This window comes from Ralstonia chuxiongensis (assembly GCF_024158925.1).
In the GTDB taxonomy this organism is placed as follows: domain Bacteria; phylum Pseudomonadota; class Gammaproteobacteria; order Burkholderiales; family Burkholderiaceae; genus Ralstonia; species Ralstonia chuxiongensis.
Map to the genome: position 1 here is coordinate 93,891 of NZ_JAMYWC010000009.1, position 24,726 is coordinate 118,616.

Genomic DNA, 24,726 nt, shown 5'->3' on the forward strand with positions numbered 1-24,726 from the left:
GTGACGGGCTGCAGGCCGATTGCAATGTTTGTGGCTTAGGGGGACGTGCCCGCCCCGCTGCCCTGGGGCACGTGGCGGGGCAAGCGGCTCAGTAACCGACCACCGTGTACTGCGGAAATTCAGCTTCGAACGCCTTTTCCAGGTCGTCGACGCTGGCGACTGCGGAAGTGTAGACAGCGGTTGTCGTGCCGCTGTTGTACGCGAGCGTGACAGCCCAGGCCGCGTGCGCCTGGTTGACGCGATCGCGTGCAGCCTGGGCCGCCAGTTGGCCGGGGCCGTTGTCAGGTTTGGTTCCGTAGACTTTGCAGTGGGACATGGCAATCACTCCGAAGATGTGGAAGGAATGCCGCCAGCGCACGGGCGAGGACACGCTCGGTCTGGCTGGTCTGCGATCTCGACGATACGGGCGAACAGACGCGCTGCCGGCTTGTCCCGCCGGCATGCACCAGCGACACGGCCAGCGTAAAAGCCGAGGCCGCGCGCCGGAATGGTGCGTTCGTCAGGGCTGGCGTTCTAGAACGCCGACTTCACCACGCCGCCGTCCACGCGCAGCGCGGCGCCCGTGGTGGCAGATGACAACGGGCTCGCCACATAGGCAACCAGGTTGGCCACCTCCTGCGTGCTGGCAAAGCGCTTGATGAGCGAGGTCGGCCGCGCTGTCTCGAAGAACGTCTTCTCGAACGCTTCGAAGCTCTGGCCGCCGGAGAGCTTCTCGACAAACTCATCCACGCCTTCGGAGCGCGTCGGCCCCGGCAGCACGGCATTCACGGTGATGGCCGTGCCGGCGGTCAACTCGGCCAAGCCGCGCGAGAGGCCCAGCAGCGCGGTCTTCGTGACACCGTAGTGGATCATCTCCACCGGGATCTGTACGCCGCTCTCGCTGCTGATGAACACGATGCGGCCCCAGTTCTGGGCGCGCATTCCGGGCAGATACGCGCGGGACAGACGCGCGCCGCTCAGCACGTTCACGTTGAAGAAGTGCTGCCATTCGGCGTCGTCGATTTCCTCAAACGGTTTGGGGTCGAAGATGCCGAGGTTGTTGATAAGGATGTCGACCTTGGGAAAGCGGGTGACCAACGCGTCAGCCTGCGCCGGGTTGGACAGGTCACCGGCAAAGCCCTCGACCTGGGCGTCGGGCACCTCGGTGCGCAGGCGCGAAATTGCGTCCTCAACGGACGCTTCCGTACGGCCGTTGACGATCACGCGGGCGCCTTCGGCGGCCAGTGCTACAGCAATGGCATGACCGATGCCTTTGGTAGAGCCGGTCACGAGCGCGAGCTTGTTCTGAAGGTGGAGGTTCATGGCGTTCAAAAAAGGAATATGGAGGAGGACGAGCACGCCGCGCCACATGCGTCGGCTGCCACGTTTCAACCATGATACGAACCACCCCACCCCTTGGCAGCCGCAATCGTTTTGCAGCGATATCCAACGAGATTTGACGATCCGCGTTGGTATCGATCCCGGCTTGACGGCCTGGGCAAGCGACGATTAGTGTGCAATGAAGCACGCCAGCGTTACGGGAACGCGGCGCGCCCTACAAGCCGGATCACCGGCAGAACGGGGAGCACCACCATGAGCATCGACGTACAAACACCTGAGGCCGCCGACACCAGCACCAGTGAAGGCGCCTACCAGCTTGACACCATGGACCGCGATACCAACATCGGTCGGCTCGTGCATCGGGTCCGACACGCGTTGGTGACGCACATCGACAGTGCCCTGGCATCGCTGGACCTGACGGCCGCGCAGTGGACGGTCGTCATCTACCTGGCCGAAGACCTGGCCACCACCCCGGCCGAACTCTCTCGCGCGCTGCACTACGATCCGGGTGCGATGACGCGGCTGATCGATCGGCTGGAGAAGAAGAACATCGTCAAGCGCGCCCCCAGTGATGCGGATCGCCGCTCAGTGGTGGTCTCGCTCACCGAGCAAGGCCGCGCGCTGTATCCGGAAATCCGGCCGCTGATCATCGATGTGCTGAACCACCTGCTGCGCGGGTTTTCGCAGGCCGAGGTCAAGCAGTTGGAGAACCTGCTGCTGCGCGTGCTGCATAACGCCTGACCGGTTCAGGCGTTCGCGGTTCGGTCATCTGAACCGACGGCGTTGCCGGCGTGCAGGGCATGGCTTGGGCGCCTCTCAGCGCTCACTGCCCCTCAAGCTCGTGCTTGATCTTGAACAGCTCGGTATCGGTGCGAATACCCAGCTTGCGATAGGCAGATTGCTTCTGCGAGCTGATGGTCTTGATGCTGCGCGCGAATTTCTCGGCAATGTCCGTAACCGACATGCCGTCAAGGCAGCAGCGCAGCACTTCGCGCTCGCGCGGGCTGAGCTCGGAGCGGTCGAGCAGTGCAGAGAGCTTGCTGCCATTCGCGGTGGGCGGGGGCGCATCGGCAGAAAGGGCGTCGCTCTCCATCTCGGCAGCCAGCGCGGCGTTCAGGCGCTTGCCGCCCGTAGCCACGGTGCGAATGGCACGCACCAGTTCCGACAGCTCCTCTTCCTTGCCGACAAACCCGCGCGCGCCGGCATGCATGACCATGCCAACCGTCGCCTTGTTGTGATGCGCCGAGGCCACCAGAATCTTCAACTCCGGATAGCGCACGCGAATCAGGCGGATCAGGTTCAGTCCGTCGATCTCAGTGGGCCCCAGCGAATAGTCCATCAGCAGGACATCCACCTCGAAGGTGTTGTCCTTGAGTGCCCGCACGATTTCGCGGCCTGACGCAAACATGCCGGCGACCTCGATATCAGCCTCTTGCTTCAGGCGCGCCGCCAGACCATGGCGAACCACCGCATGATCATCCAGCACGACCACGCGGATCGGTCGGGTCGCGGTCCAATTCATGTTCGCAGGTTCCTATTCGACTTGTTTTGCATGACTGCGCAGGCTCGCTCGAACGGGCACCGCACAGCCAAACGTGTCACATATTAATGTCTTCATGCCCCGACCTGAACCTGGCTGAATCGAGGTCAAGGGTTGCGAGGACAATTATTTGGCTTCGACGACCGTGTCGTCGCGGGCATAGATCGAGCAGTTCTGATAACGCTCCTTGCACGACGACACCGCACGGAATTCAGCGTTCTGGCCCCACTCGTAGACGAATTGATCGCCGTCGGCGGCCACGAAGATCTTGGGCCACGGCTTGCGCAAGTACGCACCAAAGGCGGCTTGCGATTTCGGGCCCAGTTCACCGGGCTTGCGCAGCTGTGGAGCAGTGGCCGCTGCAGGCGTCGTATTGGCTGCCACCGACGACGCTGCTGCAGCGCGCTCGGCCAGCGCTTTTTGCGCACGGGCGGGAACATCGTTGATCCACTCGGCGGGCGCTGCAAAGTTCAGGTTCTGTCCGTAGACGGCGGCCACCATGCGCGACGTGATGCCGACCAGCCGCGCGTTGCTGTCGAACAGGCCGCCGCCGCTGGAGCCCTGCGAGATCGCTGCCGACGTCTGGATCGCCTTGAGCTCGCCGTTTTCGTCATGCCGCAGCGACGAGATCAACCCCTCGCTGATCGTCAGGTCAAACCCCAGCGGATTGCCGATTGCGTAGACCTTCTGCCCCGTCACCAGCGTGCTGCTCGGGACAATGGTGACGGCGGGGTAGTGGAAATCGGCAACGCGCAGCTGGCACAGGTCACGCTGCACGTCGGGATACAGCAGGCGTGCGCCAAAGCTGGCGTTGCCGCGCTTGAGGCTGACCTGCTTGCCGCCGCGCAGCACGTGGCAGTTGGTCACGGCCAGCCCGTCGCCAATCACCACCGCGCTGCCGATGGCCAGCGGCTGGCCGGCAGCGTTGGATACGCGCACCTCCCAGATGCTGGGCGCGACCTTGGCGAACACTTCGGCCGGCTCCAGCGCAGCCGCCGGCAACGCTGCCAGTGCCGATGCAGTGGCCAGGAACGTGTGGATCATGAAGGCGGTGCGGCGGGTCATTGCGGCGTCAGCAAATCGGAAAGGTCGCTCAGCGTGGTGGAGCCGTCTTCGGAGCGCGTCTTGTCACGCATGAAGGCGACGTCGGCGTCGGTCAGGCCGGGGCAGCTTCCAGTGCCCCACGACGGGTTGATGCGGTAGGTGCGATAGCGCGCGTTGATGGCATGCCACGACCGGCCGTCGTCAGACTCAACCACGCCGGCGCGGCACACATGGGCGTTGGTGGGGTAGCTGGCCGTCATCTTGTACTGCTTGCCCGCCTGCGGCACGAACGTCGCCGACACACCGCAGCGATAGATGAGCGTGCCCGAGGTGCGGACGAAGCTGGCGCCCAGCGCGGTCGGCACACCGGCCAGCACGCGGATCGGCCGCGTCGCATCCGCCGGCTTGAGCGCGGTGCGCGGGTTGCCGCAATACTTTGCGTCGTCAAACGCGAGGATGGTGGCGTTGGTGCTGGTCAGCGGGCGGACGAAATCCACCGTGGCCGTGTTGGCGCCGGCAGGCGGCTCCGCATAAGGCGCTGCGCAGCCCGTCAGCCACAGCGCGCCCCCGATTCCGATGGCCGCAGCAATCGTTCGGCTCGTCATACCCAATCCCCCCGCGAGTCTTGTGTTTGGTGTGTTTGTGCGACTGCGCACAAGTGTAACCAAAGGTGGTGCGAGGGGACGGCCGCGGCGGCGCACAGGCGTTGCTTGCGCGCGTCGCGTGTTGGGAAGTCCGCTCAGGCAAGCGCCGCATCGATGCGCGCCCGCGTGCTGCGGCGCGCGCGCTCGAATACCGCCATGTCGCCCATCAGAAACGCCACGTTGGCGTTGGAACGAAACGATTCGATTTCGAAGACGAGCTGATCGACCTCGACATCGGCGCGCAATTCACCGGCCGCCTGTGCCGCGGTAATCGTCTCGCGAAAGCGGGCGCGCATCTCCTCCCGATGCCCGCGCACACGGTCCTGGATGGCGCCTGGCCGCGCGCGGTATTCGTAGCTGGCCGCGCAGACAAAGCAGCCACCCGGCGACGCCCCACTGGCCACGTAGTCGAACCAGCCTTCGGTTAGCGCACGCAGGCGGGCAAGCGGGCTTTCCAGCGCCAGCGCCGGTTCAACGACCATCTCGCGGTAATGCACGACGCCCGCGTCCAGCGTGGCCAGTTGCAGCGTTTCCTTGTCGCCGAACAGCACCTGGATATTGCCCTTGCCCACGCCCGCATCCGTGGCCACGCGACCGATGGTCAAACCCTCCAGCCCGTCGGTGGAAGCGATGGCGGTGGCGTGCTCGAGCACCTGGGCGCGCGCACGTTCACCACGCTGGCGGCGGCCGTCGGTTTCGTTCATGGCAATGCCCTATCGATGAGTGGGGACAACGCAATCGGCGCTTGACGTGGACCGATCGCTCCCTAGTATACGTACGACCGTATATTAATAAACCGAGATCCCCCATGTCAACGGAATCCCTTTCTGCCGATGGCGTTGCCTCGCCAGCCAAACGGCACTGGCCGGCGCTGGCGGCGCTGCTGACCGGCAACTTCGTCACCATTCTCGACCTGTTCATCGTCAATGTGGCGATTCCGGACATCCGTGCCGGTCTACACACCAGTTTTGCCGAAATCCAGCTCGTGATGGTCGGCTACAGCGCGGCGTATGCGGTGTTCCTGCTCAACGGCGCCCGCCTGGGCGACCTGTTCGGGCGCAAGCGCATGTTTCTGGTGGGCATGGCGTTGTTCACGCTGGCATCCGCGCTGTGCGGTCTGGCGACAACGCCGTGGATGTTGATTGCCATGCGAGTCGGCCAGGGCCTGGGGGCAGCCATTCTGATGCCACAGGTTATGGCTTCGCTGCGCGTGCTGTTTGACGGCGACGCGCGGCGGCGCGCATTCGGCACCATGGGCGCGGTGCAGGGCGTGGCGGCGTCGGTCTCGCAGATCATCGGCGGCTGGTTGATTGCGCATCCGCTGGCGGCTGACGTGTCGGGCTGGCGCGCGGTGTTCTTGGTGAATGTGCCGATCGGCATTGCCGCGCTCTTGGCTGCGCGCGCCTTCGTGGCGGAATCGCGTGCGCCGGTGGCGGCGCGGCTGGACGTGCATGGCGCCGTGGCAGGCGCGGTGGCGCTGGCGATGCTGCTGGTGCCGATCATGCAGGGCCGCGAGTCCGGCTGGCCGTGGTGGTCGTGGGCGGTGCCGCTGGCCTCGCTGCTGGTGTTCCGCCACTTTGTGCGCGTAGAGCAGGCGCTGTCGGCCGCGGGCCGCGTCCCCATCATCGAGATGGCGCTGTTCCGCAACCGCAGCTTTGTGTTGGGTGTGCTGGCGATCTTCATGTTCTACACGGCCATCAGCTCGTACTTCCTGGCGCTGACGATCCTGCTGCAGTTCGGGCGCGGCTTGTCGGCGCTGGCAGCGGGGTTGGTGTTCACGCCGGCGGCCATCGCGTTCTTTACCGGCTCGCTCACAGCGCCCCGCCTGGCTGAACGCATCGGGCAGCGCGCCCTGCTGCTGGGCGTGGCGATCTTCGCCGTGGGCATGGTGGTGCTGGCGGCAATGGCGCAACTGGGCGCGGGCACCGCTTGGCTGATCCTGCCGCTGATGCTCAACGGCTTTGGGCAAGGCATGGTGATTCCGCTGTCGCTCAACACCATCCTGAGCGGCGTGGAAACAGCCCAGGCCGGCATGGGCGCCGGCACCGTCACGACCATGCAGGCCGTCGGCAACGCGGTGGGCGTAACGGTGGTGGGCGTGCTGCTGTTCTCGCTGCTCGGCCAGGTGGATGGGGCAGATGGTGCGGTGGCGATGGACGCCGCCACGCACGCCGCGCACTACGGCCACGCGTTTGCACTGGCGACGCTCTACAACGTGGGTGCGACGATACTGTCTTTCGTGCTCTTCTGGCGCGCATGGCGCCGGCACGCCTGAGCCACGCTTACTTGCGCACCCAGCCGCGACGCACGCACGGTGCCAGCACCACACCATGCAACGCCAGCCCCAGACGATGCAGCGGCTCCGACAGCGTATGCGCCACGCGCCCGCTGCACAGCCAGGCGCTCAAGGCCGACACGGCCGCCGCGCCCAGCATGTCGAACGGATAGTGCACGCCCAGGTAGATGCGCGCCCATGCCATGGGCAAGCCTAATAGCGCCAGCAACACGCCCACGCGCCGCAGGCGTGCGTTCCACATCAGGCTGAACGCCACAGTCCACATCGCGGTCAGGTGGTCGCTCGGGAACGACGAATCCGGCGCGTGCGGCAGCAGATTGGTGCCCAGCGCAATTGCAAACGGCCTCGGGTGATACCACGCGAGACTGAAGCCAACGTTGATCGACAACGCCAGCGCAGCAGCCACACCGGTCTGCAGTGCCTGGCGCCGCGTGGTCGGCTCGCCCCAGAGCCAAGCGGCCACGAGCGTCAGTGGCACCAGCCAGATCGCGTATTCGGCAAAGGCCATCGCCAGCCAGACAGTCGTGGCTGAAGCGTCGGCCGGCGCGTTGATCCAAAGAAACAGCGTGTGATTGAGTGCTTCCATACAGCGTCGGCCAACGGCCCGAGTGATTCAACAACGGCGTGAGACCCGGCCCACACTACGGAAGGTTCCCTTCAATTCCCTTGGAACCGGCCTGTGGATAAGCCTAGGCCACCTGACTTAGGCCAGCCGTAGCGATGCTCCCGATCCTTGCCTAGGCTTTTCCCGCCGCCAGGCGCTGCCTATGATGTAGGCACACCGACACGCAAGCAGGCCGGATACACAATCTCGAACCCCGGGGGGTGGATGGAAAGTTTTCTGATTCAGCGAGCCACAGGCCGGCAAGCGATGGTTGCCGGTGCGATCGCGCTGCTGATCCTGTTGACGCTGGCTGTGGCCGCACCACGTGCAGGCCTGCAATGGCCGGCGATCAACCCGTTCATGCCGATGTGCGCCTTGACGGTATTCACCACCGCCGGCATTGCCGCGTTTCTGCTGGGCGCGCAGTTCACCGTGACGCGGCAGCCGATGCTTGGCGCGCTTGGCGGTGCCTATGCCTTTACCGCGCTGGCCGTGGCGCTGCAATTGCTGACCTTCCCGGGCGTGTTCTCGCCCACGGGGCTGTTTGGCGCCCGCCCCACCACTGCAGCATGGATGTGGGTGTTCTGGCACGGCGGCTTTCCGGTGTTCGTGATCCTGGCGGTGCTCCTGCGCGATCGGCTCTCGCGCGATGCCGTTGCTGACGGGCGCGTCGGCCGGTGGGCCTCGCTGCTGATCGGCGGGCCGGCGGTGGTGGGTGGGCTGCTGTGCAGCTTTGCGGTGCTGACCAACCTGCCGCCGCCGCTGCGCGCCAGCAATGGCAACAACCCTGTCGCGGTCGTCCTGTGGGCCATCAACGCGGTTGCCGTGCTCGCGGTGGTGGCCAGCGGCCGCTTGCGCGCTGCGCTCGACGTTTGGCTGGCCATTGCCGCGCTGGCCTGCCTGACGGACACCACACTCAACCTGCTGAGCACAGACCGCTTTACCGTGGGCTGGTACGTCGCGCGCCTGTTCAGCATGTTCGCGCCTGGGGTGCTGGTCTGCTTGCTGGTGTGGGAAGTGACCACGCTGTACCGGCGCCTGTTCGAGGCGCATGTCTCGCTGCAGCAGGCGTCCATGCGCGATGCGCTGACGGGCCTGTACAACCGTACCTACTTCAACGAGCGGGTCGACAGCCTGATCAGCACAGCCCAGCGCAGCGGACAGCCGCTTTCCCTGGTGATGGTCGATGTCGACCACTTCAAGCGTTACAACGATGCCTTCGGCCACCTCAAGGGCGACGCGTGCCTTGCCGCCGTGGCCCATGCACTGGCCGGCGTCGTGCGCCGCACTGCAGATTTCATCGCACGCTATGGCGGCGAGGAATTCGTCGTCGTCCTGCCAGAAACCGATGCCAATGAAGCGCAGGCCCTTGCCGAGCGCGCGCGTGAAGCTGTGCTGCGTCTACGCATCGAAGCCACTGCGCCGTCGCGCTACGTGACGGTCAGCGCCGGTTGCGCCACGTCGGTGCCGGGTAACGGTGCCCTCTCCATCGACACGCTGGTCGAGACCGCTGATGCCGCGCTCTACCGCGCCAAGGCGGCCGGACGCAATATGGTGATGAGTGCGCAGCCGCTGCCGGCCGCGCTCACGTAACGCACGTCAAACGAAGAGGCGGCCATGACGTTCATCCATCGTTGCGCCCTTGCCATTGCGCTGGCGCTGCCACTGCTGGCCCACGCGCAAATCGACACGCAGACGCTGCGCGCCGGCGCTTCGCGCGCGCCGGATCTGACTTTTCCCGACAAGGTGAGCGAACTCGGCATGCTCACCACGCCGGCCATGGCGCTCTACAAACCCGCCGGTGATGGCCCCTTCCCTGCGCTCGTGCTGCAGCATCAGTGCAGCGGCCTGGGTCATGGCAAGCGGCAGAACCAGGCCATGCTCGAATGGGCCCGCCGCGCGGTAAGCCACGGCTATGTGGCATTGCTGATCGACAGCCTCGGCCCACGCGGGGTTGAGTCGGTGTGCATGGGCCCGCAAGGCGGCGTGACGCCCATGCGTGGCGTGCGAGATGCGCTGCAGGCAGCCGCGTATCTCCGTCAATTCGATTTCGTCGACAAGGCCCGCATTGCCCACGCCGGCTATTCCTGGGGCGCGATGATGGGCCTCGGGCTGAGCAGCAAGCACTGGGCAGAAGCGCTGGGAGACGGCACGCGCTTCGCAGCCGCCGTCGCGTTCTACCCCGTGTGCTCGGGTCTCAAGCTGCGCAACGGCACTCCGCTCGACATCCTCAACCCCGACATCGACCGCCCCCTGCTCGTGCTGATGGGTGAAGCCGACACCGAAGGCCCCGCCGCAGAGTGCGTCTCCAGGTTGCAGGCCGCCAAGGATGCCGGTGCGCCCGTGCAGTGGTACGTCTATCCCGACACCACGCACTGCTGGGACTGCCAGCGCCTGAACAACTTCAGCAAGACCGACGTGCGTGGCCATCAGGTCGTCTATCACTACAGCCCGCAAGCCACGGAAGACTCAGAACGCCGTATGTTCGAGTTTCTCGATCAAGCCCTGCAGATCAAGCGCCCATGAGCATTTGGTTCGCCCGTCTTTGCTGTCTTCTTTATTTCTTCTGTATATAAAAATAGTAGTAGTAGATAACGGTGGATGGTTTCTGTGGATAGCTGCAGAAAACGCTTTCGCATCAACTGCTTGCGAAATGCACAACCCATCGGACAGCGTGTGCCGTGGCGTGGATGACTCGTGCAGAGTGCGCCCCACCCTCCTGGCAGACACCAAAGTTATTCCCGTGCTGTGGACAACCTGACCCCGGACAGCCAACACAGTTGTCCCTGAAGTTCTTCACGTGTTTATCCACATATCCACATGTCCACAGCGACAAAGGCGACCATGCGCCGGATTACCGCTTCGGTGCCCGCTCAAGACGCGTCGGGAACGCCTCCACCAGCCAGTCAATGAACACTCGCAGCCGATGCGTGACATGGCGCGTCTGCGGATAGACGACGTGAAACGGATAAGGCGCCGGCCGCCACGGCTTCAGGATTTCCACCAGCGCGCCGTCGTTGATCGGCGCTTGCGCCGCATAGCCGAAGGTCTGCACGATGCCCAGGCCCGCAAGGCAGGCGGCCAGATGCGCATTGCTCTCGTTCACGCCGATGCGATGCTCGACCTTGATCTCAGTCTTTTCGCCGTCGCGCTCGAAGCGGAATGGAACCGACCGCCCCGTCTGGCTGAACACGTAGCTCACCAGCCGGTGGCCATTCTTGAGTTCATCGGGATAAGCCGGCGTGCCGTATTGCTTGAGGTATCCCGGGGTGGCGCACGTGACCAGCGGCGCGTTGCCCAGATGGCGTGCGACCAGGGACGAGTTGTCCAGCGGGCCACCACGAATGACGCAGTCGACGTTGTCCGCAATCAGATCCACCGAGCGGTCTGACACGCCCAGGTCGATCCTGATCTCTGGATAGCGCGCCGCGAATTCCGGCAGCAGGGGAATGAGTACATCGCGCGCCGTCGAGCCGCCTACATCGATGCGCAAGGACCCGCGCGGCCGCCCGCTTGCGAGGCTGAACGAGGCATCGATGTCTTCCAGGTCGCGCAGGATGCGCGTGCTCTTGGCGTAGTAATCCTGCCCTTCCGGCGTCACCGTCACGCGCCGTGTCGTTCGCTGCAGCAGGCGCACACCAAGGTGCGCCTCCAGTTCCTGCACCTGCTTGCTGACGGTGGCAATGGGCATGTCGAGCGAATCGGCCGCCCGCGTAAAGCTGCCAGCCTCCACCACGCGGGCAAAGGAACGCATTGCCATTAGTTGATCCATTCGAGTGCCCCCTGTGCTGCGTGTGCAGCCGCCAATTATCCACAATTGTGGATAGTAATTCTGTTTGCAGCGCTTTTTAGAAAAGTTTCTGGGCCCTACAGTGCCTCCATGCCCAACGCGACGGGGCAAACGCAGAACAAGGCAGCACCCGGCGCGAGGTCATTCATCCAAACCTGAAATCACGACATGGAGCACATCATGAGCAAGCAACTGGAAGGCAAGATCGCCCTCGTCACGGGTGGCAGCAGCGGCATCGGCCTTGGCGCCGCCAAGGAACTCGCGGCCCAAGGCGCGCGCGTGTTTATCACCGGCCGCCGTCAGGCTGAACTTGATGCCGCCGTCGCAGAGATCGGCGCTGGGGCCACCGCATTGCGGGCCGATGCGTCGGTGCTGTCGGACCTCGACGCCGTCTATGCCCAGATCGCCAAAGTGGCCGGCAAGCTCGACATCCTGTTCGCCAATGCCGGCGGCGGCGACATGATGCCGCTGGGCGCCATCACCGAAGAGCATTTCGACCGGATTTTCGGCACCAACGTGCGCGGCGTGCTGTTCACGGTGCAGAAGGCACTGCCGCTGCTGACCGACGGCGCATCGATCATCCTCACGTCGTCGACGGTCTCTGTTCAGGGCACGGCCAACTTCAGCGTCTACAGCGCCAGCAAGGCGGCGGTGCGCAACTTCGCCCGCTCGTGGGTGATGGATCTGAAGGATCGAGGTATTCGCGTGAATGTGGTGAGCCCCGGCCCGATTCGCACGCCGGGCCTTGGCGGCCTCGCATCAGATGAAACGCGCCAGGGCCTGTTCGACTTCCTTGCCGCTCAGGTGCCGCTGGGCCGCCTGGGGGAGCCGGCCGAAGTGGGCAAGGCCGTCGCGTTTCTTGCCTCGGATTCGGCAAGCTTTATCAATGGCATCGAGTTGTTTGTTGACGGCGGGATGGCTCAGGTTTGAGCGTCGGTAGCCGGAAGCGGCTACCAACCTCCAGGCCGCCTGCGCACATATTGCAAAGCGAATGCTGAACAGCATGCAATGCGTGCGGGCAGCCAATCCTTGGCCAGGCATTTTCTGGCGCCTCATCGCAGTGGCCGTGCCTGCTTTGATTGCCGTCGCCGGGCAGCATATTCTTATGCAGATGCACGGGAAGCGACTTCCAACAGGTTTGCCTTGGGCGCTCGAACCCGTTGCGATGAGGGCTTGGTATGGATACCAACGCAGGCAGATTGCGAAGACTGGGAAGCGATGCAGCAATCGCTCACGTGCCCGTGGAGGAGCGTTATCGCACCTTGGTGGACGCGATACAGGACTATGCAATCTTCCTGCTGGATCCGACAGGTCACATTGCCAGTTGGAATGCCGGTGCCGAACGCATCAAGGGCTATCGCGCCGATGAAGTCATCGGCCAGCACTTCTCGGTCTTCTATCCTGCCGAGGCAATTGCGCAGAACTATCCAAGCGAAGAGCTCAAGCGTGCCGTCGCCCTTGGCCGCTGGGAAGACGAGGGGTGGCGCGTACGCAAAGACGGCTCGCGTTTCTGGGCCAACGTGGTAATCACCGCTCTGCGGGATGAAGACGGCGAGCTGATCGGCTTTGCCAAAGTCACCCGAGATCTCACGGAGCGTGAGCGGCTCAAGCAACTTGAATACGCGAGCGAGCTGGCAGCCCGCGTCGAGGCCACTCGCGAAGAAGAAAAGAAGCGTATTGCACGCGAGCTTCATGATGACCTCGGCCAGCAATTGACGGCGCTGAAGATGATCATCACCGGCCTGCTTGCCGATGAAGGCACCACGCCAGAAGGCCAGGCGTATGCGCGCGAAAGAACACAGACAATGAGCCATGCCATCGACCACGCGCTCGCGTCGGTCCGCCGTCTTGCCGCCGGCCTGCGGCCGACCATGCTCGACGACCTGGGGCTGCTCCCCGCGCTCGACTGGCTTGTCACCGATTTCGGACGACATACCGGATTGCGGGTCGCGCTGAATTGCAACACGCATATGGTGGCGTTCAACGACGCCGCCTCCACCGCGCTGTTCAGGATCGTGCAAGAAGGTCTGACCAATGTTGCCCGGCATGCGACGTCGGCAACGGAAGTGGTGATCGATCTCCGATGCGACCGGTCGAGTTGCGAGCTCACGATTCGCAACGATGGAGCTGTTGTCACGCGCTCAGCCGAATCGGTCGCCGGGCGGCCGCCGTCATCAGGTATCGCGGGCATTCGTGACCGCGTGCGCCGCCTGGGCGGGACTTTCGCAGCGGGACCGCTTTCACAAGGCGGGTACCGCATCCAACTTTCGATTCCGCGAAAAGCGGTTGAACTCGAATAGAAAGCCCCGGTTATGAGCGAGGCTTCGTCGCAATGATATTGCGCGCTGCACAGGTTCGCTTTGACGACGGAGTTGCCCGCTCGGCGGTCTGCAATGTAATGGACTCACCGCCCGCTTCGTCACGCTGCAGCAACACGCTGCCTCCAGGCAGCTTCTTGGCCACGGCAGTGTTACTCGGGCTTTTCCGCGCCGATCGCGTGGTGATGCATTGAACCGGAGTCGTGCCCCGCCATGGCGTCATGGCCGTGATCGGCCAATTGGGCGTCAAACCATTGGTGCAGCGCGGTAACGAGGGGGCGCTGATCGCTCTGATAGATGATCTCGGCGCCGTTGGACAGCTCGCGATAGCTTATTTTGAGCTCACCAGGCTTCGCGGCGCGCAGTGCCGCCAACCCGGGCATGGCATTGCCATGGATATGCTCCGGCCCTTCGAAGTCGCCGGCGGAGAATTGCCGGGCGATCATTGCCAAGTGCTGGCGGATCAGCGCGGCCTGGCCGGGATCGTCCCGCTTGGTCACGACCTGCTGGACACCGCCGTTGGCCGTCTTGGTAAAAATGTGGGTGGTTGCCGAGAGGGAGAATGGCATGACGTCCGCCCCCCGCTGAGCGACCTCCTTCTGACGCGCCGGCGTGTCGGCAATCGCGGGGGAAGACAGTATTCCTGCGGTCAGCAATGCGGCGAGTAGATAAGCCACTGATGTGCGCGGCATGAATGTCTCCCGTGTCGGATACAGCGCAGTCTAGCGTTACCGTCTGCCGCGCACTATGACTGGAATCATATCGTGCGGTTTGGCGCCGGCGGCGCGCATTCATGGCATTGCCGCGGCAGCCATCAGCGGCGACGCAATGTTCGGCACCGCTTCCCGAGACCGTGCGGTACCAAAGCCGGAAGGCATTCATCGATCGGCGCCACCAGGCATCGATGCGCGCAAGCAGGAGAGAACATCATGGTGCGAACCGTCAGCGCTCGTCGTTCTGTGATCAAGGCCGCGACATACCGGATCGTGATCATGTGCCTGGACTTCGGCACCCTTTATCTGCTTACCGGCACGGTTCACCTGGCAGTCGGTTTCATGATCGCCAGCAATATCTACACGTCGATCGCCTACTTTGCCCACGAACGCATATGGGCTCGCATCAAGTGGGGAGTCTTCGAAACATAGATGAGCGGCCGTCCTTCGACAGAAGCAGAGAACAGCGACGGATTCGCATATACGAACCCCATGGGCAGTGCGACGCAGAATGCCCGCGCCGCCCGCACAGCGTGCAATAGTCGTCCATGACAATGACCTTTATCGAGAGCCGGGTGCCACCAGGTTCAGTATCGGAGGGCCACCCGGCCGCCGCTATCAGAGGACGCCAATTGTCTTGTCCGGGCGTGCCCTTGTTTCTGTAGGTCAATCCCGCAGGCGCTGTCAGTGCAGGCTGACAGCATCCGGTGCCGCAGATTGTCGTGTGCGCAGTGCCGCTCAGGCTCTGGAAGCCACCCAGATCTTTTTACGGTTCAGCAGCAGCGGAATCACGCCGATGACGATGCCGCCCATCCCCACGACATTGGTGACCCAGTCGAAGGTCGGGATGCTGTAGAGCGCAATGAAAAACAGGAACAGCCCGCTCGCTACCGGCCAGATGACATGGGTGATGGCGACCCACGGGCCCTGCATCAGCACCTTGCGGTAGTACCAGCCGCAGGCGAGCCCGGTAAGCCCAAGGTAGAAGCAAATCTGGAAGCCGATGGCGGTAATTGAATCCTGCAGGATGACGTTGATCGTCGGCAGATAGGACGACACGAACAGCAGAACGAGCCCCGTGATCCAGATGAAGAAGATGGCGATGTGGGGCGTGCGCCAAACCGGATGCAGCCGCGCATAGCGCGCGTGGAGTGCGCCGTCGCGGCTTTTGGCAAACAGCGTGCGCGTGAACTGCAGCATCTGGGTTTCGACCGTTCCCACCGTGCTCAGCAATACCGCGACGATCGCGACGTAGCCCCAGGTCGGCCCAAACAACTTCTCTGCGATGGCGAAAATGATGTTCGTGTTGTAGTGCTGGATCTCGGCATCGGACAGGCCAAGCTGCGTAATGACGATGAAGATGAGGAAAAACGCCATCAAGAACACCATCGACCAGAACGCGGCCCGACCGGGGGTGTGGTTGGCGTCCCGTGTCTCTTCGCTGAGGTTCATCGTCACGTCCCAGCCGTAAAAGAAGAAGATCGCTACCAACGCGCCGTTGGCGAACATCTTGGGCGTGAACGCGAAAGGCCAGAACCAGACCCACGAGAACGGATGCGCTGGCGTATGCGGGAACACGATGAAACTCGCGACGATGATCACGAGCAGGATGATGCCCTCGACGATCGTCATCAGCACCTGCACGTAACTGGTGAGCTTGATGCCCTTGACGACCACCGCGCTGACAATGGTGAGCCATGCTGCAGCGATCAACGTCACGTAGTGCACGTTGTTCATCATGGGCCGATCAAAGATGAGCAGCGTGGCATTTGCCGCCGGAATCATGGCAGACACCATGAACACACAGCACAGCACCAGAAGCGCCCAGCCAGCAAGGAAGCCGAGCGCACGCCCGAATACCATGCTCACCCACGAATATGAGGTGCCGGCGCTCGCCAGGGCGCGATTCATATTGATGAACGCGTAGGCGATGCCAAACATGATCAACCCGCACACCAGAATGCTCGCCGGTGACTGCGTGCCAGCCGTCCCGATGATGGTGGAAGTCGTAATCTCGATGCTGTAGGCCGGTGCAGTGCCGGCAATGCCCATGATCACCGATTCGACGACGCCCAAGGAATCGGCATTGAGCTTGGCTGGTTGGTCCATGGGGTAGGCGACTCCGGGTCGACATTGGGCAATAGACCGATTTTTACCCTGTGCCACATGTGCCGGCAATAGGGGCCTCTCTGGACCGGTCTCTGTCTTTGGCGGGGGCTGGCCGCTCGGTGCTCCAAGCCCTCGACGCCGTCGATCGTTGGTAGCACGGCAGATTCGCGGGCAACAGAACAACTGGCCCCGCTGGGGGCCTGCATTCTTCAGGCCGTCGAGGCCCCTGGCAGAGTACGCCCGCGCTTGACACCACGGAAGAGAATGAGCGCCACGCCGAGCATGATGCCAATGTCTGCGACGTTGAATACACCCGTTCGCAACTGCCCGATGCCTATGTTCAGAAAATCAAAAACCCGGCCATCGTAGACGCAACGATCGAACAGGTTGCTGAGCCCTCCACCCAGAATGCAAGCTGCCGCAATGACTTCGGTACGGCCGAGCCTGGATGAACGCAGCAGCCACACGAACAGGCCGACCAGAATCGCCAGAACGCCGTAGACGAAAACGATATTGCGAGTCGCATCGGACATTCCCGCCCCGAGGCTTAGGAACGCGCCGTGGTTATAGGTGGGTAGAACGAGAAGGCTTCCTGAAAGCAATGACACGACTTCGCCGGGCGTCAGGATTTGCTTGAATATGGCCTTCGTCGCCTGGTCGATGATGATCCAGGCGAGCGCGCCAAACAGCGCTGTAGCAACTCTTTGTTTCGTCGTCATTCGAGAGGTCATCGCTAGGCGGGCCCCCATTCTAGTCAGAGTTGGGCGCCGCGAGCCGGTGCTCGGAGGTTGTCAACGACCGCAATGACGGTATCGACCCGGCCGCCTTTTGCCGCTAGCGGCCGCCATTTCCGAACGACTTAGATTGGCTACGCATATTTGTCGCCCACCGTACTGCGAATCGGATGGGTGTCATAGACGATGATCATTCGCTCGATGAGCCCGTTGTCGTCAAATTCAAAAACATCGACGCACTCAAAGCGCACCGCCGTCCCATCTTTGAGCCCCCAGTCATAGATGAAGTAACCGGTCGCACGTCGGGCGCCCATCGTGCTGACGCAGATGTCGATTGGCGTGATTTTGCTTTCACCAGATGCCGCTTCGACCTTCGCAAAGAATGGCGCGGGATGCATCCACCCGAGAAACGGCGAGAAGATCTGGGCATCCGGCGTGAACAACGCACAGATCGCCGCGACATCGCCGCGCTCCAATTCCTTGAGATAGTTGCGAACCTGCCGCGTGTATAGTGCATCGGGCGATGTGGCCATGTTCATTCTCCGGTCATTCGTTGACAACTCCGCACGCTCGTGCGGACGCGCGCCAGATGCACGCACGATATCGATGCACCGATGTCCGAACAATCGAAAAATCCGCAACCCGGGTATGCGGCCCATGCATACCCCTTGGCCGATCTGACGCGGGCACTCCCGCCGCTGGCAGCGTTCCAGTCGTTCGTCGCCGCGGCGCAACTCGGGAGCATCAGCAAAGCCGCAGATCATCTGTGTCGAACACAGGGCGCGGTGAGCCGTCAGATCCAGCAACTGGAATCGCACTACCGGTGCGCAGTTTTTGTGCGCCACCCATCAGGGCTCACGCTGACGGCGGAAGGAAGCGAACTACTGACCGTAGCCGTCAGCATCCTCACGCAACTGGTTCAACACGCAGACATTCACGCCAAGACAGCGTCCGTCGTCACTCTGCGGGTGCCATCCACGTTTGCGATTCGTTGGTTGCTGCCGCGGCTGGCAGACATCAATGACGCCTTGCCTGGAACAGAACTGCGCATCTCCACATCGGCGGACGACACGCCGGATTTCACTACGCCCGACGTCGACGCCATCGTCGTTCGGGGAACCGGCCAGTGGGCGGGTATGGATGCGGTTCCGTTGTTTGCCGAGCAACTCACACCGATGTGCACGCGCGAAATGGCCGCATCGCTTGGATCGCCAGCCGATCTTGCTCATGTCACCTTGCTCCATCCCGGACAGAGCCATGAGGAGTGGCAATGCTGGCTGAAAAGCGTTGGGGCACCGCACATTGACGCGGATCGTGGGCTCGTTTTCGATACCCTCGAGTTGACGCTCACCGCTGCGGCGGAGGGGCATGGCGTTGCAATAGGTGATCCGCGGATGGCGAGAGACCGCCTGCGGGCCGGGACACTGGTCACGCCTTTTGTCGACGTGGCGCAAAACGGCTTGTCGTACTTCGTCGTCTATCCATCACAACGAGCTGCCCAGTCCAAGATTCGCGCCCTCGCTGACGCCTTGTCTCGGCTTGCGCAAGAAGACTGATTGCTGTCGAGGAATGCAGCCCGTACTGCGACGTGCCGTTGCTGCTGCAACAACATGCCGTCTGACAAAAAAAGGCCCCGGCCGGGACGGGTGGCCGAGGCGAGCTAGGACTGCATGGACGACCAGGGAGAGGGAGGAGCCTCCCCTTAATTTTCCAGGGGCGGAGTCTATGGAAGGGGCCCTGCCGAGGCAATTCAACAATTCTCAGCGGTAACGTCCCTCCCCGGAAACGCGTAATCCATTGTTATTGGTTGTAGCGCCGTCTGGGCGCTCAACGATCCGACCGCTCGACCACGACTTCGCTCACCTGCACCATCGGCACGATATCGGTGTAGTTGGGGATATCGCCCAGGATTTCGGCGCGGTGCGGTTGAATGGCGGCCTCGTAGGCTTCGATCGATTCACAGATGAACGCGCACATCGCCACGTAGGTAGGAGGCTCACCGGGTGCTCTGCCAGCCAAACCCTTGTCGACGGTGTAGTACGCGCAGGCATTGCCCAACCTCGCCTTCACCAGGGGCATGTGGCGTTCGCGGTAGTAGTCGTGGTCGAAGCGCGCGCCTTCGGCGTAGGGGTACATCACCGTCACTTTGATCATGCGCTTCTCCTTGTCGTGAGCTAAGGCTTGAAGAATAGCGTGACTGCGGTGGGGCAGAATCGAGCGCCATCTTGGTGGCCTGCGACGCAAACGGTACTGCTGTGGCAACTCAAAGTGAGGCGTTGGACAATCTGTTTTCAGCAACAGCAGAGGTCGACGCCACGGTCTGCGCCCGGCCACAAGCGGTCGGCCGGCAATGGTCAACATCGCCCGCGACCATCCGGTTTCGCAAAAGGATTCCGCATGCCCGTTCACAAAGGCCCTACGTTCGATGCCCGAGATGTTTACATCGACGATCCCTTTGAGGAGGTGATGTTTCGATGGGAGCATCAGACAAGGAAGATTTGCGTTTGCTTCTATGGGGACCGTGAATCCTCTGAACCCGTGCTGCATGACAATCGCCTCTTTAACGATGCGCTGCTGTACGGCGACGAAATTGGGCGTCTGCAATACGGGCTGAAGGAGCGCGGGGGCAAGTTGGACCCCGCCCCAATCACGGCGTCCGCCCACGCAACAGCACCAAAAAAAATAGCTTGCAATTCAATAGCGCGCTATCTATATTGCCACCCATGAACACACGCAAGCCTTCCTCCGCACGCCGCGACCTCGCCCTGGACGAGCAGCTCTGCTTTGCGCTGTACTCGACCATGATCGGGATTAACAAGGCGTACCGGCCGCTGCTCAAGGCGTTGGACCTGACCTACTCGCAGTACCTCGTGATGCTGGTGCTGTGGGAGCAGGATGCGCAGACGGTGTCGGAGATTGGTGATCGGCTGTTCCTCGACTCCGCCACGCTCACCCCGCTGCTGAAGCGGCTGGAAGCATCCGGGCTGATCGAGCGGCAGCGCTCGGCGGAAGATGAGCGCCGGGTGATCATCTCGCTCACGGCCGCCGGCAAGGCGCTGGAGAAGCGTGCCGAGAAAGTGCCGGCATGCATGGCTGCGGCCATGGAGTGCGCGCCAGGCGAGCTGGAAGAACTGCGCACACAGTTGAATGCATTGCGAGGACGGCTCTTCAAGAACGCCGCCTGAGCGCACACGTATCGCCCGCGGGCGCTTGATCGCGTCCGTTTTTTTAAACCAATTGAATAGCACGCTATTTAATAGCAAGCAATGTTGCATGGCCTCGACAGCCGATGCACGCACCTCCACCCCTCTCAAAGGAGAACCACCATGTCGATCGAAAACGTCCTCTACCGTGCCAATGCTCGTGCCACCGGCGGCCGCGACGGCCGCGCCATTACCGACGATGGCCGGCTCGAAGTCCGTCTGACCACGCCGACCGAACTCGGCGGTGCGGGTGGCGAAGGGACCAACCCCGAGCAGCTGTTTGCTGCGGGCTACAGCGCGTGTTTCCTGGGCGCAATGAAGTTCGTTGGCGCGCGCGACAAGATCCGCGTGCCAGCAGATGTGTCCGTGCAGGGCAGCGTTGGCATCGGCGCCATTCCAAACGGCTTTGGCATTGAAGTGGATCTGAAGATCAGCCTGCCCGGCATGGACCGCGCCGAAGCGCAAACGCTGATCGACCGCGCGCACATCGTCTGCCCGTATTCCAACGCGACGCGCGGCAACATCAACGTGCGCCTGAGCCTGATCTGACCGGCACGTCCATTCACACCATTCCCCCATCAATCGATTGGAAGCACTGCCATGAATCGCATGACCAGATTTGCCGCCGGCACCCTTCTCTCTTTGGCAGCAAGCGTCGCGCTTGCTGCGGGCAGCCCGGGCGTGGAACGCAACACCCAGGCTTTCCTTGACGCCTTGGCCGCAGGCGGCGGCAAGCCGCTGGAGACGCAGTCACCGGCCGACGCTCGCGCCGTGCTGGTGGGCGCGCAAGCCGCCGCAAAGGTGTCGCTGCCGCCCGCCGACGTCAGCCAGAAAACCATCACCGTGGATGGCAAGCCGATCAGCCTGACGATCGTGCGCCCCGCCGGCGCAAAAGGTACGTTGCCCGGCTTCATCTTCGTGCATGGCGGGGGCTGGATACTGGGCGACTTCCCCACACACGAACGCTTTGTGCGCGATCTGGTGGCTGACTCCGGCGCCGTCGCCGTCTTCGTCAATTACACGCCGTCGCCCGAGGCGCGTTATCCGGTGGCAATCAACCAGATCTACGCCGCCACCAAATGGGTGGCTGAAAACGGCGCGCAGATTGGCGTAGACGGCAAGCGGCTGGCCATTGCCGGCAACAGCGTGGGCGGCAACATGGCGACCGTGGTGGCGCTGATGGCCAAGGCGCACGGCACGCCCGCACTGCGCGCGCAAGTGCTGTTCTGGCCGGTCACGAATGCCAGCTTCGAGAACGCGTCGTACGACGAGTTTGCGCAGGGGCACTTCCTGACGAAGCCGATGATGCAGTGGTTCTGGAACGCCTACACGACCGAGCCGGCGCAGCGTCAGCAAATCTACGCATCGCCACTGCTGGCAACGCCCGATCAGTTGAAGGGGCTACCGCCCACGCTGGTGATCACGGCCGAGAAGGATGTGTTGCGCGATGAGGGCGAAGCCTACGCACGCAAGCTCGATGCGGCGGGCGTGGACGTCACGGCTACGCGCTACAACGGCATGATCCACGACTTCGGCCTGCTCAATGCGCTTGCCGGCGTGCCGGCAACGCGTGCAGCGCTGCATCAGGCCAGCGAAGAACTGAAGGCGCGGTTGAAGTAACCGGCTGAGCGGGACGTCACCGCCCACGCCTCATTGCAATCGCCGAGGAAGAGCGCGTAGGCAGGCTCGCAGCTCAAGACAGAAACCCTGCCTTGCGCAATGCTTCCTCGGCCGCCTCGTGGTCCTGGGCAGCGCTGCCCCCAGAGATACCGATGCCGCCCACCAAACGCCCTTCGTAAAAGATCGGCACGCCGCCGCCCACCGGCATCAGGCGCGGATGGTGCGCCAGCGGGGCAACGGCGGGCTCAGCCATGTACTGGTTCCATTGATGCGTGGCCATGCCAAACGAGGCTGCCGTCCATGCCTTGTTGATGGCGACGTCAGCGGTCAGGAAAGGCGCAGCGTCCGCACGCTCGAACGCGCGCAGGTGCCCTCCTGCATCGGTAATGGCGATGGTCGCGGCAAACCCGCGTGCGGCACAGGCGCCGCGTGCCTCTGCCAGCAAGGCTTGGGCGGCTTCCAGGCTGATCGTTGCCGTAGGGACGATGGGGGATGTCATGGTGAGGCTCCTTGCCAGAACGGCTTAAGCGTTGGCGACAACGACTTTGCCGATCATGTTTCCGGCTTCGACCAGCGCATGCGCCTTGATCAAGTTCGCAGCGTTGATGCCATCGATGCGCTGCGTCAGGGTGTGCTTGATATCGCCGCGATCGACCAGTTCGGCCACACGGCGCAGCAACGCGTGTTGTCGGGCGATGGTGGCGGTGGTGAACATGGCGCGGGTGAACATCAGTTCCCAGTGAATCGAAATGGATTTCCCCTTGAACGGGCCGATGTCCAGATCCGCCGGGTCGTCGATCAGGGCGAATTGCCCCTCGGGGCGCAGCACAGCCGCGATCTGCGGCACGTGAGCGGCGCTCTGGTTCAGCCCGGCCACATGCGTGACGTGCGCAATACCAAGCGCTGCCAATTGCGGCGCCCACGGTTGACGGTGATCGATGACGTGGTGCGCGCCGTGCGCCAGCACCCATTCGCGTGTTTCAGGCCGCGAAGCCGTGCCGATCACGGTCATCCCCGTCAGCGCGCGCGCCAGCTGGGTCAGGATGGAGCCGACGCCGCCGGCTGCCCCCGTCACCAGCAGCACGCTGTTCTCGGTCGGGTCGGCCGCCTGGACGCGCAGACGATCAAACAGCAGTTCCCACGCAGTGATGGCTGTCAGCGGCAGCGACGCGGCTTGCGCAAAATCCAGCGATGCCGGCATGGGGCCCACGATGCGTTCGTCCACCGCATGCAGTTCGCTGTTGGTGCCGGGCCGCGTGATGTCGCCGGCGTACCAGACACGGTCACCTGGCTTGAAGCGCGTGGCCAACGGGCCGGCCGCGCGGACGATGCCCGCTGCGTCCCAGCCGGCAATGCGGGCTTGCCCTTCTGGGATGTCTCCGCCTCGCCGGATCTTGGTATCGACCGGGTTGACGGACACCGCTTTGACTTCCACCAGCAGGTCGTGGTCGCGAAGTTCAGGCGTCGGCAACTCGATGTCTTGCAGCGCCTGGGGATGGCTGATGGGGTGGTTCTGATAGAAACCGATGGCTTTCATGCACGTTCTCCAGGAAGTGAATGAGGGCCATGCTATCTTTCAGCGATATGCGGATAAACGGGCCGCACGCCCAAACACTTTCGGCATTTCAATGAAAATCATCCGCCTCGATGACGTGCAAATCTTCGTGCACACGGCTGACGCCGGCAGCTTCTCAGAGGCGGCACGCCAACTGAACATCGCCCCCGCGCAGGCAAGCGCGTCTGTGCAGCGGCTGGAAAAGGCGCTGGATGCTCGCCTGTTCACACGGTCCACGCGCAGCATGCAACTGTCAGAGGCCGGAGAGCGCTACCTGCCGCATGCGCGCGTCATGCTGGGCGCGCGGGAGCAAGGCGAACAGGCGCTGGCCGGCGGCCGGGAAGCACTCTCCGGCCCGCTGCGGCTGTCTGCTCCGTCCGATTTCGGGAGAAACCTGCTCCTGCCGTGGCTCGACGATTTTCAGCACCAGCACCCCGGTTTATCGGTGCACCTGAAACTGAGCGACCGGTCAGCCGACCTCATCCGCCAGCCGCTGGACTTTGCCGTGCGCTACGGGGCGCTGCCAGATTCATCCCTGCTGGCCATCAAACTGCTCGACAACAACCGGCGTGCGTTGTGCGCGGCACCGTCGTACATCGAACAACATGGCGCACCGGCCAAGGTGGACGACCTGCGGCGCCACAACTGCCTTCGGTATATCTGGAGCGAGCAAGTCCATGAACGCTGGCGCTTCACGCTACCCAGCGGCGAACGCACGGTGGCGGTCACAGGAAATCGCGTGAGCGACGATGCCGATGCGGTGCGCCGCTGGGCCATCGCAGGCGAAGGGCTGCTCTATAAATCGCGACTGGACCTCATCGACGATTTGAAGGCCGGCCGGTTGGTCGAGATCTTTCCGCAGGAATATGGCGAGCCCGCGCCGCTGCATTTGATTTGCGCCCACCGTGCGCAACTGACCCCCGCCATCAAGGCACTGAGTGCTTTCCTGCGGGAGCGCTGTATGGCCCTGGTCGCCAGCTACTCGCCGCAAGGTTCGCCAGCCGAGTAACGCGGTGGCAACCGACTCTGGCTGAATCCTCTTCAACCCGATCGACCTGATCGACTGGTCCGCCGCCCACCCCTCTTTGAGCGCGCAAACGTACAACCGTTGCGCCGCTTCTCTTTGCAGGCAAGCCCGTGTCTTGTGGCGCTCAAAAAATGTTGATCCGCATCAGGCGAATGCCCCCGGAAGGTTTGACAGCTGCGGCCATAGCGCCTTTCATGGTCGTACGTGCT

28 protein-coding genes are annotated in these 24,726 nt (G+C 63.1%); 13 read left to right on the plus strand and 15 right to left on the minus strand.

Annotated elements, in window-relative coordinates; translation table 11 throughout:
- Window positions 1-88: 88 nt before the first annotated feature.
- Together NKG59_RS24090 and NKG59_RS24095 are read right to left on the minus strand one after the other, a co-directional pair.
- Window positions 89-316: a hypothetical protein gene (locus NKG59_RS24090; protein WP_253542253.1), complete on the minus strand. Its 228-nt coding sequence runs from the start codon at window positions 314-316 to the stop codon at window positions 89-91.
- 197 nt (window positions 317-513) lie between these two features.
- On the minus strand, window positions 514-1,302 hold the full coding sequence (locus tag NKG59_RS24095; RefSeq protein ID WP_253542255.1) for an SDR family NAD(P)-dependent oxidoreductase: 789 nt from the start codon (window positions 1,300-1,302) through the stop codon (window positions 514-516).
- A 270-nt stretch (window positions 1,303-1,572) separates the two neighbouring features.
- Between NKG59_RS24095 and NKG59_RS24100 the strand changes: the two genes are divergently transcribed.
- Window positions 1,573-2,061: a MarR family winged helix-turn-helix transcriptional regulator gene (locus tag NKG59_RS24100; protein WP_045206711.1), complete on the plus strand. Its 489-nt coding sequence runs from the start codon at window positions 1,573-1,575 to the stop codon at window positions 2,059-2,061.
- An 82-nt stretch (window positions 2,062-2,143) separates the two neighbouring features.
- Here the strand turns inward: NKG59_RS24100 and NKG59_RS24105 are convergent, their stop codons facing one another.
- The 4 genes from NKG59_RS24105 to NKG59_RS24120 form a co-directional block, all read right to left on the minus strand.
- Window positions 2,144-2,842 (minus strand): response regulator, encoded by a 699-nt coding sequence (locus NKG59_RS24105; protein ID WP_045206712.1) that lies wholly within the window; start codon window positions 2,840-2,842, stop codon window positions 2,144-2,146.
- Window positions 2,843-2,986: 144 nt separating this feature from the next.
- A complete protein-coding gene (locus NKG59_RS24110; RefSeq protein ID WP_420804050.1) occupies window positions 2,987-3,925 on the minus strand; it encodes a S1C family serine protease in 939 nt (312 codons plus the stop codon).
- Window positions 3,922-4,509, minus strand: coding sequence for a hypothetical protein (locus tag NKG59_RS24115; RefSeq protein ID WP_253542257.1), 588 nt, complete (start codon window positions 4,507-4,509; stop codon window positions 3,922-3,924). The genes NKG59_RS24110 and NKG59_RS24115 overlap by 4 nt, the downstream gene beginning before the upstream one ends.
- 134 nt (window positions 4,510-4,643) lie before the next feature.
- Window positions 4,644-5,252, minus strand: a complete 609-nt coding sequence (locus tag NKG59_RS24120; RefSeq protein ID WP_045206714.1) for a TetR/AcrR family transcriptional regulator — start codon at window positions 5,250-5,252, stop codon at window positions 4,644-4,646.
- A 104-nt stretch (window positions 5,253-5,356) separates the two neighbouring features.
- Here NKG59_RS24120 and NKG59_RS24125 point away from each other — a divergent pair, with 104 nt between their 5' ends.
- Window positions 5,357-6,823 carry an MFS transporter gene (locus NKG59_RS24125; protein WP_253542260.1) on the plus strand — a complete coding sequence of 489 codons (1,467 nt, stop codon included), beginning with the start codon at window positions 5,357-5,359 and terminating at the stop codon, window positions 6,821-6,823.
- A gap of 7 nt (window positions 6,824-6,830) precedes the next feature.
- On the opposite strand, the gene NKG59_RS24130 is transcribed toward NKG59_RS24125, so the two are convergent.
- The gene (locus tag NKG59_RS24130) at window positions 6,831-7,430 is read right to left on the minus strand and encodes an undecaprenyl-diphosphatase (RefSeq protein WP_253542263.1); all 600 of its coding nucleotides are present in this window, start codon (window positions 7,428-7,430) and stop codon (window positions 6,831-6,833) included.
- Between the two features lie 243 nt (window positions 7,431-7,673).
- Here NKG59_RS24130 and NKG59_RS24135 point away from each other — a divergent pair, with 243 nt between their 5' ends.
- Complete coding sequence (locus tag NKG59_RS24135) at window positions 7,674-9,041, plus strand: GGDEF domain-containing protein (protein WP_253542265.1); 1,368 nt, start codon at window positions 7,674-7,676, stop codon at window positions 9,039-9,041.
- Window positions 9,042-9,065: 24 nt separating this feature from the next.
- Window positions 9,066-9,974 carry a dienelactone hydrolase family protein gene (locus NKG59_RS24140; protein ID WP_253542267.1) on the plus strand — a complete coding sequence of 303 codons (909 nt, stop codon included), beginning with the start codon at window positions 9,066-9,068 and terminating at the stop codon, window positions 9,972-9,974.
- A 328-nt stretch (window positions 9,975-10,302) separates the two neighbouring features.
- Here the strand turns inward: NKG59_RS24140 and NKG59_RS24145 are convergent, their stop codons facing one another.
- Window positions 10,303-11,220 carry a LysR family transcriptional regulator gene (locus NKG59_RS24145; protein ID WP_253542269.1) on the minus strand — a complete coding sequence of 306 codons (918 nt, stop codon included), beginning with the start codon at window positions 11,218-11,220 and terminating at the stop codon, window positions 10,303-10,305.
- Window positions 11,221-11,418: 198 nt separating this feature from the next.
- On the opposite strand from NKG59_RS24145, the gene NKG59_RS24150 reads away from it, so the two are divergent.
- Both NKG59_RS24150 and NKG59_RS24155 read left to right on the plus strand, forming a co-directional pair.
- Complete coding sequence (locus NKG59_RS24150; protein ID WP_253542271.1) at window positions 11,419-12,168, plus strand: SDR family oxidoreductase; 750 nt, start codon at window positions 11,419-11,421, stop codon at window positions 12,166-12,168.
- Window positions 12,169-12,416: 248 nt separating this feature from the next.
- Window positions 12,417-13,538, plus strand: a complete 1,122-nt coding sequence (locus NKG59_RS24155; RefSeq protein WP_253542273.1) for a PAS domain-containing sensor histidine kinase — start codon at window positions 12,417-12,419, stop codon at window positions 13,536-13,538.
- 170 nt (window positions 13,539-13,708) lie between these two features.
- Here the strand turns inward: NKG59_RS24155 and NKG59_RS24160 are convergent, their stop codons facing one another.
- On the minus strand, window positions 13,709-14,248 hold the full coding sequence (locus NKG59_RS24160) for an aspartate carbamoyltransferase (RefSeq protein WP_253542275.1): 540 nt from the start codon (window positions 14,246-14,248) through the stop codon (window positions 13,709-13,711).
- 237 nt (window positions 14,249-14,485) lie between these two features.
- Here NKG59_RS24160 and NKG59_RS24165 point away from each other — a divergent pair, with 237 nt between their 5' ends.
- Window positions 14,486-14,701, plus strand: coding sequence for a DUF2061 domain-containing protein (locus NKG59_RS24165; protein WP_232041305.1), 216 nt, complete (start codon window positions 14,486-14,488; stop codon window positions 14,699-14,701).
- 306 nt (window positions 14,702-15,007) lie between these two features.
- On the opposite strand, the gene NKG59_RS24170 is transcribed toward NKG59_RS24165, so the two are convergent.
- From NKG59_RS24170 to NKG59_RS24180, 3 genes are all read right to left on the minus strand, one after another.
- Complete coding sequence (locus NKG59_RS24170; RefSeq protein ID WP_253542277.1) at window positions 15,008-16,378, minus strand: APC family permease; 1,371 nt, start codon at window positions 16,376-16,378, stop codon at window positions 15,008-15,010.
- Between the two features lie 209 nt (window positions 16,379-16,587).
- Window positions 16,588-17,097: a signal peptidase II gene (gene lspA / locus NKG59_RS24175; RefSeq protein WP_253542280.1), complete on the minus strand. Its 510-nt coding sequence runs from the start codon at window positions 17,095-17,097 to the stop codon at window positions 16,588-16,590.
- A gap of 149 nt (window positions 17,098-17,246) precedes the next feature.
- Complete coding sequence (locus tag NKG59_RS24180; protein ID WP_253542283.1) at window positions 17,247-17,645, minus strand: nuclear transport factor 2 family protein; 399 nt, start codon at window positions 17,643-17,645, stop codon at window positions 17,247-17,249.
- A gap of 81 nt (window positions 17,646-17,726) precedes the next feature.
- On the opposite strand from NKG59_RS24180, the gene NKG59_RS24185 reads away from it, so the two are divergent.
- Complete coding sequence (locus tag NKG59_RS24185; protein WP_253542287.1) at window positions 17,727-18,668, plus strand: LysR substrate-binding domain-containing protein; 942 nt, start codon at window positions 17,727-17,729, stop codon at window positions 18,666-18,668.
- 271 nt (window positions 18,669-18,939) lie between these two features.
- Here NKG59_RS24185 and NKG59_RS24190 read toward each other — a convergent pair whose 3' ends face one another.
- Complete coding sequence (locus NKG59_RS24190) at window positions 18,940-19,266, minus strand: EthD family reductase (protein WP_253542290.1); 327 nt, start codon at window positions 19,264-19,266, stop codon at window positions 18,940-18,942.
- Between the two features lie 243 nt (window positions 19,267-19,509).
- Between NKG59_RS24190 and NKG59_RS24195 the strand changes: the two genes are divergently transcribed.
- The 4 genes from NKG59_RS24195 (at window position 19,510) to NKG59_RS24210 (ending at window position 21,935) form a co-directional block, all read left to right on the plus strand.
- Window positions 19,510-19,839: a hypothetical protein gene (locus tag NKG59_RS24195; RefSeq protein WP_253542292.1), complete on the plus strand. Its 330-nt coding sequence runs from the start codon at window positions 19,510-19,512 to the stop codon at window positions 19,837-19,839.
- Window positions 19,836-20,297, plus strand: coding sequence for a MarR family winged helix-turn-helix transcriptional regulator (locus NKG59_RS24200; protein ID WP_253542294.1), 462 nt, complete (start codon window positions 19,836-19,838; stop codon window positions 20,295-20,297). The genes NKG59_RS24195 and NKG59_RS24200 overlap by 4 nt, the downstream gene beginning before the upstream one ends.
- Window positions 20,298-20,438: 141 nt before the next feature.
- The gene (locus tag NKG59_RS24205) at window positions 20,439-20,864 is read left to right on the plus strand and encodes an organic hydroperoxide resistance protein (RefSeq protein WP_253542296.1); all 426 of its coding nucleotides are present in this window, start codon (window positions 20,439-20,441) and stop codon (window positions 20,862-20,864) included.
- Between the two features lie 51 nt (window positions 20,865-20,915).
- Window positions 20,916-21,935, plus strand: coding sequence for an alpha/beta hydrolase (locus NKG59_RS24210; protein ID WP_253542298.1), 1,020 nt, complete (start codon window positions 20,916-20,918; stop codon window positions 21,933-21,935).
- A 73-nt stretch (window positions 21,936-22,008) separates the two neighbouring features.
- Here NKG59_RS24210 and NKG59_RS24215 read toward each other — a convergent pair whose 3' ends face one another.
- Both NKG59_RS24215 and NKG59_RS24220 read right to left on the minus strand, forming a co-directional pair.
- Window positions 22,009-22,434 carry a GlcG/HbpS family heme-binding protein gene (locus NKG59_RS24215; RefSeq protein WP_253542299.1) on the minus strand — a complete coding sequence of 142 codons (426 nt, stop codon included), beginning with the start codon at window positions 22,432-22,434 and terminating at the stop codon, window positions 22,009-22,011.
- Window positions 22,435-22,458: 24 nt separating this feature from the next.
- Window positions 22,459-23,472 carry a zinc-binding alcohol dehydrogenase family protein gene (locus tag NKG59_RS24220; RefSeq protein WP_253542302.1) on the minus strand — a complete coding sequence of 338 codons (1,014 nt, stop codon included), beginning with the start codon at window positions 23,470-23,472 and terminating at the stop codon, window positions 22,459-22,461.
- Between the two features lie 97 nt (window positions 23,473-23,569).
- On the opposite strand from NKG59_RS24220, the gene NKG59_RS24225 reads away from it, so the two are divergent.
- Window positions 23,570-24,499 (plus strand): LysR family transcriptional regulator, encoded by a 930-nt coding sequence (locus tag NKG59_RS24225; protein WP_253542394.1) that lies wholly within the window; start codon window positions 23,570-23,572, stop codon window positions 24,497-24,499.
- Window positions 24,500-24,726 lie beyond the last annotated feature (227 nt).